Annotated in this window: 15 protein-coding genes; 10 read left to right on the plus strand and 5 right to left on the minus strand. The window is 62.7% G+C overall.

The features are described 5' to 3' along the window. Positions 1-204: 204 nt before the first annotated feature. Entirely contained in the window at positions 205-1,320 is a 1,116-nt protein-coding gene (locus tag FBX99_RS23700; RefSeq protein ID WP_145133107.1) for a Gfo/Idh/MocA family protein, read from the plus strand. A 77-nt stretch (positions 1,321-1,397) separates the two neighbouring features. Here FBX99_RS23700 and FBX99_RS23705 read toward each other — a convergent pair whose 3' ends face one another. Together FBX99_RS23705 and FBX99_RS23710 are read right to left on the minus strand one after the other, a co-directional pair. Then, entirely contained in the window at positions 1,398-2,834 is a 1,437-nt protein-coding gene (locus tag FBX99_RS23705; protein WP_145133109.1) for an FAD/NAD(P)-binding protein, read from the minus strand. 18 nt (positions 2,835-2,852) lie between these two features. Next, entirely contained in the window at positions 2,853-3,416 is a 564-nt protein-coding gene (locus FBX99_RS23710) for a helix-turn-helix domain-containing protein (protein ID WP_144925119.1), read from the minus strand. 3 nt (positions 3,417-3,419) lie between these two features. On the opposite strand from FBX99_RS23710, the gene FBX99_RS23715 reads away from it, so the two are divergent. The 7 genes from FBX99_RS23715 (at position 3,420) to FBX99_RS23745 (ending at position 10,678) form a co-directional block, all read left to right on the plus strand. Next, positions 3,420-4,433: a DMT family transporter gene (locus FBX99_RS23715; RefSeq protein WP_371921398.1), complete on the plus strand. Its 1,014-nt coding sequence runs from the start codon at positions 3,420-3,422 to the stop codon at positions 4,431-4,433. A 130-nt stretch (positions 4,434-4,563) separates the two neighbouring features. After that, positions 4,564-7,488, plus strand: coding sequence for a monovalent cation/H+ antiporter subunit A (locus tag FBX99_RS23720; RefSeq protein ID WP_145133110.1), 2,925 nt, complete (start codon positions 4,564-4,566; stop codon positions 7,486-7,488). Continuing rightward, positions 7,488-7,832: a Na+/H+ antiporter subunit C gene (locus tag FBX99_RS23725; RefSeq protein WP_003180540.1), complete on the plus strand. Its 345-nt coding sequence runs from the start codon at positions 7,488-7,490 to the stop codon at positions 7,830-7,832. The genes FBX99_RS23720 and FBX99_RS23725 overlap by 1 nt, the downstream gene beginning before the upstream one ends. Beyond that, on the plus strand, positions 7,829-9,514 hold the full coding sequence (locus FBX99_RS23730) for a monovalent cation/H+ antiporter subunit D (RefSeq protein WP_144925131.1): 1,686 nt from the start codon (positions 7,829-7,831) through the stop codon (positions 9,512-9,514). Before FBX99_RS23725 ends, FBX99_RS23730 begins: the two co-directional genes overlap by 4 nt. Next, positions 9,511-9,999 (plus strand): Na+/H+ antiporter subunit E, encoded by a 489-nt coding sequence (locus tag FBX99_RS23735; protein WP_144925134.1) that lies wholly within the window; start codon positions 9,511-9,513, stop codon positions 9,997-9,999. Before FBX99_RS23730 ends, FBX99_RS23735 begins: the two co-directional genes overlap by 4 nt. Beyond that, a complete protein-coding gene (locus tag FBX99_RS23740; protein ID WP_144925137.1) occupies positions 9,996-10,274 on the plus strand; it encodes a K+/H+ antiporter subunit F in 279 nt (92 codons plus the stop codon). The genes FBX99_RS23735 and FBX99_RS23740 overlap by 4 nt, the downstream gene beginning before the upstream one ends. Further along, the gene (locus FBX99_RS23745) at positions 10,271-10,678 is read left to right on the plus strand and encodes a Na+/H+ antiporter subunit G (RefSeq protein WP_144925140.1); all 408 of its coding nucleotides are present in this window, start codon (positions 10,271-10,273) and stop codon (positions 10,676-10,678) included. Before FBX99_RS23740 ends, FBX99_RS23745 begins: the two co-directional genes overlap by 4 nt. On the opposite strand, the gene FBX99_RS23750 is transcribed toward FBX99_RS23745, so the two are convergent. The 3 genes from FBX99_RS23750 to FBX99_RS23760 all read right to left on the minus strand — a co-directional run bounded on the left by FBX99_RS23750 (position 10,621) and on the right by FBX99_RS23760 (position 12,798). Next, positions 10,621-11,058, minus strand: coding sequence for a DUF3995 domain-containing protein (locus FBX99_RS23750; RefSeq protein WP_047700908.1), 438 nt, complete (start codon positions 11,056-11,058; stop codon positions 10,621-10,623). The genes FBX99_RS23745 and FBX99_RS23750 overlap by 58 nt on opposite strands. Before the next feature lie 134 nt (positions 11,059-11,192). Continuing rightward, the gene (locus tag FBX99_RS23755) at positions 11,193-12,203 is read right to left on the minus strand and encodes an ABC transporter substrate-binding protein (RefSeq protein ID WP_144925143.1); all 1,011 of its coding nucleotides are present in this window, start codon (positions 12,201-12,203) and stop codon (positions 11,193-11,195) included. A 124-nt stretch (positions 12,204-12,327) separates the two neighbouring features. Beyond that, positions 12,328-12,798, minus strand: a complete 471-nt coding sequence (locus FBX99_RS23760) for a hypothetical protein (protein WP_144925146.1) — start codon at positions 12,796-12,798, stop codon at positions 12,328-12,330. Between the two features lie 403 nt (positions 12,799-13,201). Here FBX99_RS23760 and FBX99_RS23765 point away from each other — a divergent pair, with 403 nt between their 5' ends. Together FBX99_RS23765 and FBX99_RS23770 are read left to right on the plus strand one after the other, a co-directional pair. Beyond that, complete coding sequence (locus FBX99_RS23765) at positions 13,202-13,450, plus strand: hypothetical protein (RefSeq protein ID WP_144925149.1); 249 nt, start codon at positions 13,202-13,204, stop codon at positions 13,448-13,450. 81 nt (positions 13,451-13,531) lie between these two features. Then, a complete protein-coding gene (locus FBX99_RS23770) occupies positions 13,532-13,768 on the plus strand; it encodes a DUF2789 family protein (RefSeq protein ID WP_144925151.1) in 237 nt (78 codons plus the stop codon). The last annotated feature ends 34 nt before the right edge of the window (positions 13,769-13,802 follow it).

The following is a 13,802-nucleotide window of genomic DNA, read 5'->3' on the forward strand; positions in this document are numbered from 1 at the left end:
AGCTTGCCCGAGTGGTATTCGCTCTGTTGAAGAACCAGAGCGAATATTTACCAAAAGGCATTTAGGGGCTAGCCCTGCACCATAGAATCTCCCACAGGGATTGCAGCGATCGCACGACTGAATATTTATTCCAATATTTGCAATTAGCGAATATTTATTCCATAAATAGCCCTCCTGAAAATAATTATTCAAAGGGCTCTTCTCATGCATGACCTCGGCATCGGTCTGATTGGCACCGGCTTCATGGGCCGTGCCCACGCCTTGGCGTTCAACAATGCCAGAGCGGTATTCGACCTCCCCCTGAACCTGACCCTGGCGGCCCTGGCCGATGCCGATCCGCAGCGTGCCCGGCAATGCGCCAACAGCTGGGGGTTCGAGACGGTGCATAGCGACTGGCAAAAACTGATCGACGACCCGAAGGTCCATCTGGTCGCCATCACCACTCCCAACCACCTGCATTACCCAATGGCCATGGCAGCGCTGGCGGCAGGCAAGGCAGTCTATTGCGAAAAACCCCTGGCGGTGTCCCTGGAACAGGCCGAACAGATGCGCCAGGCCGCCAAGGCCGCCGGGGTGGTCACGCGGGTTGGCTACAACTACCAGCACAACCCGATCATCCAATTGGCACGGGACCTCATCCAACGCGGGGAGCTGGGGTCGATCGTCAGTTTCCAGGGCGAGTTCAGCGAAGACTTCATGGCCAATCCGGCCTCGCCATGGTCATGGCGCTGCGAAGCGGCCCATGCCGGCGGTGCACTGGCGGATCTGGGCAGCCACTTGCTGGCGATGGCCCGTTACCTGCTGGGCGATGTCGAAGCGGTCTGTGCCGACAGTCAGACCGTACACACCCGACGCCCCGCCAGCGCCGGCAATTCCGAACAACGCGCCATCGCGGTGGACGATCAGGTCCACGCCCTGCTGCGCTTCAGCAGTGGTGCCCGTGGCACGGTGAGCAGCAGCTGGCTCAAGCACGGCTACAAGAACCACTTGGCGTTCGAGATCAGTGGCACTCTGGGAACACTGACATTCGATCAGGAACGGCTCAATGAACTGCGCCTGTGCCGCGCCGGCGAAACCGGTTTCCAGTGCCTGCTGGCCGGCCCGGATCTTCCTGGCTATGCCGCCTTCAGCCCCGCCGCCGGGCACCAGCTGGGCTACAACGAATTGAAAACCCTGGAGGTGCAGGAGCTGATCCTGGCACTGGCCGGCGAAGCAGGTCACGGTACGGATTTCGAAGAAGCCTGGGCGGTGGAACGCCTGGCGGCGGCGATTCGCCTGGCGGCGCGGGAACAGCGGTGGGTGAGGCTCACTGAGCTGTAACCCTCACTTAAGTGAACACGTTCCCTTGTGGCGAGGGGGTTCATCCCCTCGCCACAAGTTTTTGCTCAATTTCAATATTAGGTTTGCAATTCGGCCAGACGCGCCGCCAGTGCCTTGGCTTGACTGGCAACGTCGGTCACCGCGGTACTTTCCCACCACATCCCACGCAACGGCGGGCCCATGGCGAACAAACGTTCGGCGGGCTCGCCTTGAGCGTTGAGCACCGCACCGTCGGGACGGGCGGCGATGCCCAGGGCCAGTGGGCCGGGCTGGATCAGGCCGCGGGCCAGGAGCTGTTGCGGCAACGGTCTTGCGACCCGTCGCCAATCATATTCGATGCCACTGGAGTTGATCAGCGCGGCGCCCTGCACCATCGTTAACCCCGCCTCACCCCGCCGGCGTATGCGAATCCCCACTGTCCCCTCGGTAGACTCAACCAGCCCCTTGAACGACGCCGCCTGAATCCGCAGCCGCCCCTCTTCGTGCAGGCGCGCCACCAGTTCGGCACTCAACGGCGGCGAACGATGGTGATGGCTCTCCCACCACGGCCGGACGTGCCGGACGAATTGCCGACGCTGCACATCACTGGCCTGACTCCACAAGCGCCCGATATGGGCACGTACCGTGTCCAGCGGCGCCTGCCAATCGATGCCTTGGGCCTGGGCCTGACGGCATTGCTCACGCAGGGCTCTCATCAATTGGCGTGGCGAACGTAGGCTGTGATCTTCAGCGAGGAAATCCGCCCAGGCGGGCGGTTGGCGCCGCACATGGGGCAGCAAGCCATGGCGGGAAAACACTTCGATGGGCCCACGGTGCCCGGCCTGCTCCAGGGAAACCACGGCATCAACCATGGTCAGCCCCGAACCGATGATCAGCACCGTGGACTGCGGATCGAGCTGGCGCATCGCAGTCACGTCCCAAGGATCCAGGGCAGCGGCATTCAGGCCAGTGGACTCGGTTTGCGGGGTTCGTGCCGCCGGGAACATGCCAGTCGCCAGCACGGCGAAACGTCCACCCAGGGTCTGGCCGTCGTTCAGCGTCAGCAGGACCCGGTCATCGGCGAGTTGCAGGTCCACCACCTCCCCTCGCACATGCTCGGCCATAGAACCGTTCGATTCGCCCAGTGCCTGGGCCTCGGCCAAACGCTGTTGCACATACAGGCCAAACATTCCGCGAGGGGGAAACAGCTCACTGACCGGCACGTGCTGCTGGTCCGACTCGGGCCAGCCACCGGCTTCGATGAAAGCGGTCAGCCATTGGGTCAGGTCGTCGGCGTTGTCCGGATCGACGCTCATCCGTGCCGCATTGCCGTTCAAGGTGTGCCCCAGCTCCACGGCACTGTAGGCCTCGCCCCGGCCCAGTTCGCTGCGCGGCTCGACGATCAGCACCTTGCGTCGACCCGGCAGACGCAGCAATTGCGCCGCCAGCATGGTGCCGCTCAGACCGCCGCCGACAATGACCACATCGGCTTCACGGGCGATGTCGTTCGCCTGTTGCTCCGGCGTTGTATCCATACCGCTCTCCCCCAGGCGTCAAATCACCACGTTGCGTACAAATCGTACCGCCACCGGCCCCTCATTACGATAAGCGTGGGGCTGGTTGCTGGCGAACATGAAAAACTCCCCCGAGCCTATCCGCCGCTCTTCATCGCCCAGCAGCACAGTCAGGCACCCCTCGAATACATAGAGTTGCACGCTCCAGCCGTCGTTATCCGGTTCAGACGCGTAGCGTTCGCCCGGCTCCAGGCGCAACTCCCACAGTTCGACTTCGCGGCTGGCATTGGCCTTGGCCAGGAGCACGGCTTTGCTGCCGGGGATCGCGCCGGCCCAGGCCAGCTCGTTGATGCGGCTCGGATCACGGGCATCGGGCGCCTGGATCAAGTCGCTGAAAGCTACATCAAGGGCTTCGGCGACACGATCCAGGGTGCTCAGGCTGACATTCTTTTCACCGGCCTCGATGGCGACCAGCATCCGCCGGCTGACCCCGGACAACTGTGCCAAGGCCGTCTGGCTGAGCTGCGCGGCGTGTCGCAGACGGCGGACGTTCTGACTGACGTGTTGCAGGACTGAGGCGCGCTGGCCGTTTTCTTTGTGCACGGTATGGCTCATTTATCGAGATTGCGCATTATACTGCCCAACTTCGGACGCATTGTGCGTCCCCCTCCAATGGCGCGCAAGGTCATGGCATCGGTGAACTCCCCTCAAACTTCCTCCCGTTTCCTGCGGCTCAGCAAGGCCGAGTGCGTGCTGGTGCTGATCACCATGATCTGGGGCGGTACTTTCCTGTTGGTGCAGCACGCCATGACCGTCAGCGGGCCGATGTTTTTCGTCGGCTTGCGCTTTGCCGCCGCGGCGGCGTTCGTCGCGTTGTTCTCCTGGCGCCATCTACGGGACCTGACCCTGTTCGAACTCAAGGCCGGCTGCTTCATCGGCGTGGCGATCATGCTCGGCTACGGTTTGCAGACGGTCGGCCTGCAAACCATCCCCAGCAGCCAGTCGGCGTTCATCACCGCGCTCTACGTGCCCTTCGTGCCGCTGTTGCAGTGGCTGGTGCTGGGCCGGCGGCCGGGTTTGATGCCGAGCATCGGCATCATGCTAGCGTTCACCGGGCTGATGCTGCTATCCGGCCCCGCCGGCGCGTCGCTGAATTTCAGTCCCGGCGAAATCACCACGCTGATCAGCGCCATCGCGATTGCCGCCGAAATCATCCTGATCAGTACCTATGCCGGCCAGGTCGATGTACGCCGGGTGACCGTGGTGCAACTGGCAAGCACCGCGGTGCTGGCGTTCCTGATGGTCGTGCCGACCCAAGAGGCGGTTCCGGGATTCTCCTGGCTGCTGCTGTTCAGCGCGGTGGGCCTGGGCGCAGCCAGCGCGGCGATCCAGGTGGCGATGAACTGGGCGCAGAAAAGCGTCTCGCCGACCCGTGCCACGCTGATCTATGCCGGCGAGCCGGTGTGGGCCGGTATTGCGGGGCGCCTGGCGGGCGAGCGGTTGCCGGGGATTGCGCTGGTGGGTGCCGGTTTGATCGTGGCGGCGGTGATTGTCAGTGAACTCAAGACCCGGAATAGAGGTGCCATCGAGGCGGAGAAGGTGCTGGAACGGGAGGGTTGAGGCCTTTCCTTGAAACAACGCAAAACAGGAAAAATCCACCTATCTTGTAGGATTCTGCGACATCCTCGCGGTTGGTGATCAGACCTACGCCACGTATGATCCCCCGCAACCTCCCGCCGAATAGAAGCCTATGTCACTGATAGTTCTATTGCTTTTGCCCTTCATCGGCAGCGGAATCGCGGCGCTGCTGCCGCATAACGCCCGTAACGCCGAATCGATGCTGGCAGGCCTCATCGCGCTGGTCGGCACCGTTCAGGTGGCCTTGCTCTATCCACAGATCGTCGACGGCGGCGTGATCCGTGAAGAGTATCTCTGGTTGCCCAGCCTGGGCCTGAACTTCGTGCTGCGGCTGGACGGGTTTGCCTGGTTGTTTTCGTTGCTGGTGCTGGGCATCGGTACGTTAGTGTCGTTGTACGCCCGCTATTACATGTCACCGGAAGATCCGGTGCCGCGCTTCTTCGCGTTCTTCCTGGCATTCATGGGCGCCATGCTCGGGCTGGTGATCTCCGGCAACCTGATCCAGATGGTGTTTTTCTGGGAACTGACCAGCCTGTTCTCGTTCCTGCTGATCGGCTACTGGCATCATCGCTCCGACGCACGGCGCGGCGCCTACATGGCCTTGATGGTGACCGGGGCCGGTGGGCTGTGCCTGTTGGCCGGGGTGCTGCTGCTTGGCCATGTGGTGGGCAGTTACGAGCTGGACAAGGTCCTGGCGGCGGGCGACCTGATCCGGGCCCATGCCCTCTACCCCATCCTGCTGCCGCTGATCCTGATCGGCGCCCTGAGCAAAAGTGCCCAGTTCCCGTTCCATTTCTGGCTGCCCCACGCCATGGCCGCGCCCACGCCGGTCTCGGCCTATCTGCACTCGGCGACCATGGTCAAGGCCGGGGTATTCCTGCTGGCACGGTTGTGGCCGTCGCTGTCGGGCAGTGAACAATGGTTTTACATCGTCGGCGGTGCGGGGGCCTGTACGCTATTGCTGGGTGCCTACTGCGCGATGTTCCAGAATGACCTCAAGGGGTTGCTGGCCTATTCCACCATCAGCCACCTGGGGTTGATCACCCTGCTGCTGGGCCTGAACAGCCCGCTGGCGGCGGTGGCGGCGGTGTTTCACATTCTCAACCACGCCACCTTCAAGGCCTCGCTGTTCATGGCAGCCGGGATCATCGACCATGAAAGCGGCACCCGGGACATTCGTAAGCTCAGCGGCCTGGTGCGGCTGATTCCCTTCACGGCGACGCTGGCAATGGTCGCCAGCGCGGCGATGGCCGGGGTGCCGTTGCTCAACGGTTTTTTGTCCAAGGAGATGTTCTTCGCCGAAACGGTGTTCATTTCCGCCACGGCCTGGGTCGAGCTGGCGCTGCCGATCGTGGCCACCATCGCCGGGACCTTCAGCGTCGCCTACTCTCTGCGCTTCACCGTGGATGTGTTCTTCGGCCCGACGGCCACCGACCTGCCCCATACCCCCCACGAGCCACCGCGCTGGATGCGCGCGCCGGTGGAATTGCTGGTGTTCACCTGCCTGCTGGTGGGGATCTTTCCAGCCCAGGTGGTCGGTTCCTTGCTGGCGGCGGCCGCGCTGCCGGTCGTGGGCGGCGCCCTGCCCGAATACAGCCTGGCGATCTGGCATGGCCTCAATGCGCCGATGATCATGAGCCTGGTGGCGATGTCCGGTGGCGTCGTGCTGTACCTGCTGCTGCGCAAACAGTTCAAGCGCGGGCAGATCACCCATACGCCGCTCATTGGCCGGTTCAGCGGCAAGCATCTGTTCGAGCGCTGCCTGGTGCTGATGATGCGCACCGGCCGGCGATTGGAGCGACTCATCAGTACCCGGCGCCTCCAGGCCCAACTGTTCCTCCTGGTGCTGGCCGCGGTGCTGGCCGGGCTGATCCCGATGCTGCACAGCTCGCTGGTCTGGGGCGACCGGCCGAAAATTCCCGGCTCCATCGTCTTCGTCATCCTTTGGCTGCTGGCCATCGCCTGTGCCCTGGGTGCGGCATGGCAGGCCAAGTATCACCGTCTCGCGGCCCTGACCATGGTCAGCGTCTGCGGCCTGATGACCTGCGTGACCTTCGTCTGGTTCTCCGCCCCCGACCTGGCCTTGACGCAACTGGTGGTGGAAGTGGTGACCACGGTGCTGATCCTGCTGGGCCTGCGCTGGCTGCCGCGGCGGATCGAGGACGCATCGCCGCGGCCCAACAGCGAACGGCGCGCGCGGATCCGTCGCCTGCGGGACTTGCTGTTGTCCGGCGCGGTAGGTGGCGGCATGGCGTTGCTCTCCTACGCGATGCTGACGCGCCAGACGCCCAACGACATTTCTTCGTTCTACCTCAGCCGGGCCCTGCCCGAAGGCGGCGGCAGCAACGTGGTGAACGTGATGCTGGTGGACTTCCGTGGCTTCGACACCCTGGGGGAAATCACCGTGTTGGTGGCGGTGGCCCTGGCCGTGTTCGCCCTGTTGCGGCGTTTCCGCCCACCGAAGGAAAGCATGCAGCTACCGGCGCAGCAGCGCCTGCTGGCACCGGACGTGGTCACCGACCTGGTCAACCCGCGCCATGCCAGCGACACCGCATTGGGCTTCATGATGGTGCCCTCGGTGCTGGTGCGCCTGCTGCTGCCGATTGCCCTGGTAGTGTCGTTCTACCTGTTCATGCGCGGCCACAACCAACCGGGGGGCGGCTTCGTGGCCGGGCTGGTGATGTCGGTGGCGTTCATCCTGCAATACATGGTGGCCGGCACCCAGTGGGTCGAGGCGCAAATGAGCCTGCGGCCGCTGCGCTGGATGGGTACCGGGTTGTTGTTCGCCACGGCGACGGGCCTGGGGGCGATGGCCGTGGGCTATCCGTTCCTCACCACTCACACCTGGCATTTGGAACTGCCGCTGCTGGGTGATATTCACCTGGCCAGCGCACTGTTCTTCGACATCGGCGTATATGCCGTGGTGGTCGGCTCGACGCTGCTGATCCTCACCGCGCTGGCGCACCAGTCGGTGCGGGCCCACAAGCCGGCCCTGCAATCCAAAGCCGCCGCCCCTCTCAAAGGAGCCACCCCCTGATGGAAGAAGTCATCGCTATAGCAATCGGCGTCCTGGCCGCCTCCGGCGTCTGGCTGGTGTTGCGGCCGCGGACCTTCCAGGTGGTCATGGGCCTGTGCCTGCTGTCCTACGGCGTCAACCTGTTCATCTTCAGCATGGGCAGTCTGTTCATCGGCAAGGAGCCGATCATCAAGGACGGCGTACCCCAGGATCTGCTGCACTACACCGACCCGCTGCCCCAGGCCCTGGTGCTGACCGCCATCGTCATCAGCTTCGCCATGACCGCGCTGTTCCTGGTGGTATTGCTGGCCTCCCGGGGCCTGACCGGCACCGACCATGTGGACGGCCGGGAGCCCAGGGAATGATGTTGACACCCCATCTGATCGCCGCGCCCATCCTCCTGCCGCTGCTCACCGCCGCGTTGATGCTGATGCTGGGGGAAAAGCACCGCGCGCTCAAGGCACGGATCAATCTGTTTTCCAGTCTGCTGGGCCTGGGCGTTGCAGTATTGTTGCTGTATGGGACCCAGGAGCAGGCCCTGCCCGCGTCCATTGGCGTGTACCTGCCGGGCAACTGGCAGGCACCGTTCGGCATCGTCCTGGTGGTGGACCGCCTGTCGGCGCTGATGCTGGTGTTGACCGGCATCATCGGCGTCAGCGCCCTGCTGTTCGCCATGGCCCGCTGGCACGGCGCCGGGGCCAGCTTCCATGCCTTGTTCCAGATCCAGCTGATGGGTCTCTATGGCGCCTTCCTCACCGGGGACCTGTTCAACCTGTTCGTGTTTTTCGAGGTATTGCTGGCCGCTTCCTACGGCTTACTGCTGCATGGCTCGGGTCGGGCACGGGTGTCGTCGGGCTTGCACTACATCTCGATCAACCTGCTGGCTTCGTCGCTGTTCCTGATCGGCGCGGCGCTGATCTATGGCGTCACCGGCACCCTGAACATGGCCGACCTGGCGCTGAAAGTGCCTCTGGTGCCGGAAGCCGACCGGGGCCTGCTGCATGCGGGTGCGGCGATCCTCGCCGTGGCGTTCCTGGCCAAGGCCGGCATGTGGCCACTGAACTTCTGGCTGGTGCCGGCCTATAGTGCCGCCAGCGCTCCTGTGGCAGCGCTGTTCGCGATCATGACCAAGGTAGGCATCTACACGATCTTGCGCTTGTGGACCTTGCTGTTCTCCGGCCAGGCCGGCGCTTCGGCGTATTTCGGCGGCGACTGGCTGATCTACGGCGGCATGGCGACCATTGTCTGCGCGGCCATCGCCATCCTGGCGGCCCAGCGCCTGGAGCGCATGGCCAGCCTGAGCATCCTGGTATCGGCCGGCATCCTGCTGTCGGCCATCGGCTTCGCCCAGCCGAACCTGGTGGGCGCTGCGCTGTTCTATCTGGTGAGTTCGACCCTGGCGCTGTGCGCGCTGTTCCTGCTGGCCGAGTTGATCGAACGCTCGCGTTCGGCCAATGACCTGTCGCTGGAGGACGACCTCGATACCTTGCCGCGACCGCTGGAGTCGCTGCAACCGCCCAAGGGCACCAACCTCGATGACGAGCAGAAAGCCGTGGTCGGGCAAGTCATTCCCTGGACCATGGCCTTCCTCGGCCTGAGTTTCATTGCCTGTGCGCTGTTGATCGTCGGCATGCCGCCGCTGTCGGGATTCATCGGCAAACTGGGGCTGTTGAACGCCTTGCTCAATCCCCAGGGGCTCGGAGCCGACGTCGGCCAGCCGGTGTCGCCTCAGGCCTGGGGCCTGCTGGCGTTGTTGATCCTGTCCGGGCTGGCCTCGTTGATCGCTTTCTCGCGCCTGGGTATCCAGCGCTTCTGGACCCCGCAGGAACGACCCTCGCCGCTGCTGCGGCCGTTCGAGTGCCTGCCGATCCTTGCACTGCTCGGCCTGGGCATCGCCTTGACGTTCAAGGCCGAACCCCTGCTGCGCTACACCCAGGACGCGGCCAATGCGCTGAACACGCCGGAACACTACGTGATGTCAGTGCTCGGTACTCGGAGCGTTCCCGGCCCCGACGCCATCAGTGCCGTGCCGCAGGTGCAGCCATGAAGCGCCTGTTCCCCGCGCCATGGCTGTCCCTGGCACTCTGGGCACTGTGGTTGCTGTTGAACCTGTCCCTCAGCGCCGGGCACCTGCTGCTGGGGGCAGCGTTGGGCTTCCTGGCACCTTTGATGATGCGCCCGTTGCGGCCACGGCCCATTCGTATCCGCCGCCCCAGGGCGGTGCTGCGACTGTTCCTGCTGGTGGGGCGCGATGTGCTGGTGTCCAATCTGGCGGTGGCCTGGGGCGTGCTGAACGCCGGCCGGCGCCCGCCGCGCTCGCGGTTCGTCAAGGTACCGCTGGACCTGCACGACGCCAATGGCCTGGCGGCGTTGTCGATGATCACCACGGTGATCCCCGGAACGGTCTGGTCGGAACTGGCGCTGGATCGCCGCATCCTGCTGATGCATGTGTTCGATCTGGAAGACGAAGCGTCGTTCATCGCGCATTTCAAGGCCACTTATGAGCGGCCCCTGATGGAGATTTTCCAATGAGTCCGTTGCTGTCCAATGCGATTGTGCTGAGTCTGTTCCTGTTCTCCCTGGCGCTGGTGCTGACCCTGTTGCGCCTGTTCAAGGGGCCGTCGGCGCAAGACCGGGTCCTGGCCCTGGATTACCTGTACATCGTGGCGATGCTGATGATGCTGGTGCTGGGCATTCGCTACGCCAGTGACACCTACTTCGAGGCGGCGCTGTTGATCGCCCTGTTCGGCTTCGTCGGCTCGTTTGCCCTGGCCAAGTTCCTGCTGCGTGGCGAGGTGATCGAATGACCGGACAATTGTCACTCTGGATCGAGATCCCGGTGGCGCTCCTGTTGGTACTCGGCAGCCTGTTCGCCCTGGTCGGGGCCATCGGCCTGGTGCGCTTGAAGGATTATTTCCAGCGCATGCATCCACCGGCCCTGGCCTCGACACTGGGGGCCTGGTGCGTGGCGCTGGCCTCGATCATTTATTTCTCGGTGCTCAAGTCCGGGCCGGTGCTGCACGCCTGGCTGATACCGATCCTGCTGTCCATCACCGTTCCGGTGACCACCCTGTTGCTGGCCCGGGCGGCGTTGTTCCGCAAGCGCATGGCCGGGGATGATGTGCCGGCGGAAGTGAGTAGCCGGCGGAGTGCTCAGGCCCAGGCCACCGCCAGCAGCCCCGCGCCCAGCACGACGCACAACGGCGAATAGACCCAGGTGTCGAGCCGGGCGAAGGTCGATTCCTTGAATTCCTTGAAGAAGCCCACCAGGTTCGACTCGCCAATGGCCCGGGCAAACATCAGCAAGGCAATCGCACTGATCAGCCATTGCAGCGCGCGATGGGTGACCGGCGGCGCCAAAAGGCCGCCGCGCAGGCACACCAGCACAGCGATGAACAGCAGGGCCAGGGCCACCAACAGGGTCAACCAGCCCGAGGGGTCGAACGCCGGGCGCAGGATGTCCCCCTGCTTGACCGGAACCTGGGGGACCACCGCCTGGGCCGCCCAGCGTCCACCCAGGGCCCAGTACAAATGAATCAAACTGATGGTCGCAAACACCGCGACCAGCGTCCGTGCCAATAAAAGCGTCATTCGCCAGCCTCCTGGAAAAGGTTGAACAATCATCCTAGCTCGAATTTGGCATTTCGCAGGACGGGCGCAGATTGCCCGTTTCCAGCGGATGACACATTGCTCGGGATCAAGTGTTCAGACACCGGCAATCGACGCTACAGACCGGCAGACACTTTTTCCGCCACCTCGCTGGGCACCCAGGCCTGCCACACCTGCGGATGGGCCTTGAGAAAGGCCTGGGCAGCCTCACGGGGCGGTGTGCGCTTTTCGCTCATTTCGGCCAGGGCCTTGTTCAAAGGATCGATGGGCAGGTCGACCTTGCTGAAGAATTCGGCGATCTCCGGATACTGTTTCTGGAACGGCGCCGAGACGCCAATCGACAGTTTAGAGGCCAGGGAACGGGTCGGCCGGGGGTTGGGATTGTCGGCGTCGGTCAGGGTTTTCCACGCTTCGGCATCGAAGGGCGGCTCTTGTAGCTGCACCAGCTTGAATCGCCCCAGCAGCGGCGTGGGTGACCAGTAGTAGAACAGGATCGGTTTGCCCCGGCGAATCGACGAGGTGATTTCCGCGTCCAGCGCCGCGCCGGAGCCGCTGCGAAAATTCACATAACTGTCGGTCAGGCCATACGCCTTGAGCTTCTGCTTGTTGACGACTTCGGATGTCCAGCCGATGGGGCTGTTGAGGAAGCGCCCCTTGTCGGGACTCTCCGGGTCCTTGAACACATGCTTGTAGCGCGCCAGGTCGCTGACGCTGCGAAGGTCCGGCGCCAGGGGCTTGATGCCTTTGGCGGGATCGCCCTTGATCACGTATTCCGGCACCCACCAGCCTTCCGTCGCGCCCTTGACCGTATCGCCCAGGGCGATCACCTTGCCCTCGGCTTCGGCCTTGACCCATACCGGGCTGCGACCGGCCCACTCCTCGCCGATGACCTGTATGTCGTTATTGGCCAGTGCGGTTTCCAGGGTGATGGTGGTGCCCGGCAAGGTGTCGGTGTTCAAGTCGTAGCCTTTTTCGACGATGATCCGCAGGATATCAGTGATCAGGCTGCCGCTTTCCCAGTTCAGGTCGGCGAAGTGGATCGGTGCCGAAGCAGCCGATGCCGGGAACGATGAAGCCAACACAGCGCAGGTGGCCCAGGCAGCCAGCCACTGTCGAACTCGTTTCATGCGATGTTCCTCATACCAGACAGCAAGAGCTGAACGGTCCTGCGTAATCGAACGCAAGCCCCTGAATAATTCAGTCAACTGACTGTAGCCGAGGTTCCAGTAAAACGGTCGCCGCGCCTGGGTATCACTCGCTGGCCTTGAACGTCACCAGTTCGCCCTTGCGCCACTTCGCAGCCTTGGCGGTGACCGCCTTGAGGGTCTTGGTCAAACCTTCTTGCAGCTGTTCGTTCGCCGCATACACGGTCACCACGCTGTGGCCTTCCTTGAACAGGATGGCCTGGCCGCCCGGGGTCGTGACGAACGCGTAATCCCCAAGGCCATAGACCGTCAGTTTGATTTCGCGAAACCTGATTTCGAACTTGCCCCCTTCGCGACTGGGCAATACCGCCGCACGAAAATGATCGCCCACCTTGAGCTCGAGCCTGGGCTTGTCATCGACCACAAGAGCCGATTCGGTGTCGATTTCGGCGACGTAGATACCTTCGGCGGTCTGCTCGGTGATGTAGACGAAACGTGACTGGAACAGTTTGACCAGTTTTGCCCGCAGGTCACCCAGTACAAATAACGCATGCGTATCGAGATTACTTACTGCCAAGGAAACATCCCCATCTTGAAAACGGCCCGCTGCGCAGAAAGAACGGACCACGAGAACCCGTGCCGACTGCAGCGTCGCAATGACCTGTAACTGAAATTCGAAGTGAACGGCGCACCCTGTCCCGGGGCGAGAGAAGACTAAAGGATTGCCACTCTCGCCGTCTTTCCCAGGAGGTCGTCAGAAGCTGAAGGAAATAGCCACTCTGAGCATCGGAAAAGGTGGGACTACTAACTTTAGGGAAAATTCTCACTTAGAAAAGCATTTTTCTGACATCGAGCCTAAAAAAAATTGCTTTAGATAGGCGCAACCGTCCGCACAGCGCAACCGATTCTAGAGCAGCCGGCGGTACGGAGACTACGAAACACTTGGCAATTCGTCGGTAAACCATAGAAAAGGAATTCACATGGGCACTTTCACAACCTTGCGCCACCCCACTACACCACCCATCGTCAATCCCCATGACGCCTTTGACGGGATTCATTACCTGCCGGTCTCGCTGGTTCAACCGCGATATCGGGTCGTACTGGCCGGCAAGTGTTTTTTCCATATTGAAGAAACCTCGACTGGACGTGTAAGAGGTTTCCGCACCGATCATAACGAAGCCTGCTACCTGGCCAGGCATCTCGAGCGAAGTGCCGGAACACAGCAATAATCGAACTCCTGACGCGCGCTTGCCTCAGATAAAGGGACGCAACCGACGCGCCATGACGGCGCATGCCCAAAGGAGAACCCCATGGAACAGCCTTCTCACGAACTCAAGACCTTGTTCGATCAACTGGGCCTGCCCTCGGACGACAAAGCCATCGACAGCTTCATCGTGGCACACCCCCTGGACCCGGAGACAAAACTGGTGGAGGCCGATTTCTGGTCGGATCAGCAAAAGGACCTACTACGGGAATGGTTGCTCGCTGATGGCGAAGAGGCGGTGCTGGTGGATCAACTGAACGTGCGCCTGCACGACGGAAAATAGCGGCTCAACAGCATGTTTTGTGGGAGCGAGCTTG

Origin of the sequence: Pseudomonas sp. SJZ074 (assembly GCF_007828215.1) — a bacterium.
GTDB lineage: Bacteria > Pseudomonadota > Gammaproteobacteria > Pseudomonadales > Pseudomonadaceae > Aquipseudomonas.